Source organism: Bifidobacterium pullorum DSM 20433 (assembly GCF_000771405.1).
Lineage (GTDB): Bacteria > Actinomycetota > Actinomycetes > Actinomycetales > Bifidobacteriaceae > Bifidobacterium > Bifidobacterium pullorum.
The window spans coordinates 1-362 of the sequence record NZ_JDUI01000033.1 but is presented as its reverse complement, the minus strand read 5'-3'; the positions used below and the strand labels follow the sequence as shown (position 1 = coordinate 362).

The following is a 362-nucleotide window of genomic DNA, read 5'->3' as shown; positions in this document are numbered from 1 at the left end:
TCCTTGCCGCCGAGGAACTGGATGTCGTCGATCAGGAGGACGTCGACCTGGCGGTAGCGTCGGTTGAATTCGGCGATGCGTCCTTGGCTTTGGTTGGGGTTCTGGAGGGCGTCGATGAATTCGTTGGTGAATTCCTCGCTGGTGACGTAGCGGACCTTGAGCATGGGGTCCTTGACGAGGGCGTAGTTGCCGATGGCGTTCAGGAGGTGGGTTTTGCCCAGTCCGCTGCCGCCGTAGATGCATAGGGGGTTGAAGTCCTGTCCGGATCCTTCGGCGACGGCGAGGGCGACGGTGCGTGCGAAGCGGTTGGAGTCGCCGGGCACGAACGTGTCGAACGTCGCGTTCTTGTTCAGATGCGTCTC

General features: G+C 61.6%; 1 protein-coding gene. It reads right to left on the bottom strand.

The window, feature by feature from the left end; genetic code table 11:
* A partial coding sequence (locus tag OU11_RS08555; RefSeq protein ID WP_033516197.1) for a DnaA ATPase domain-containing protein occupies positions 1–362 on the bottom strand: 362 nt, incomplete at both ends.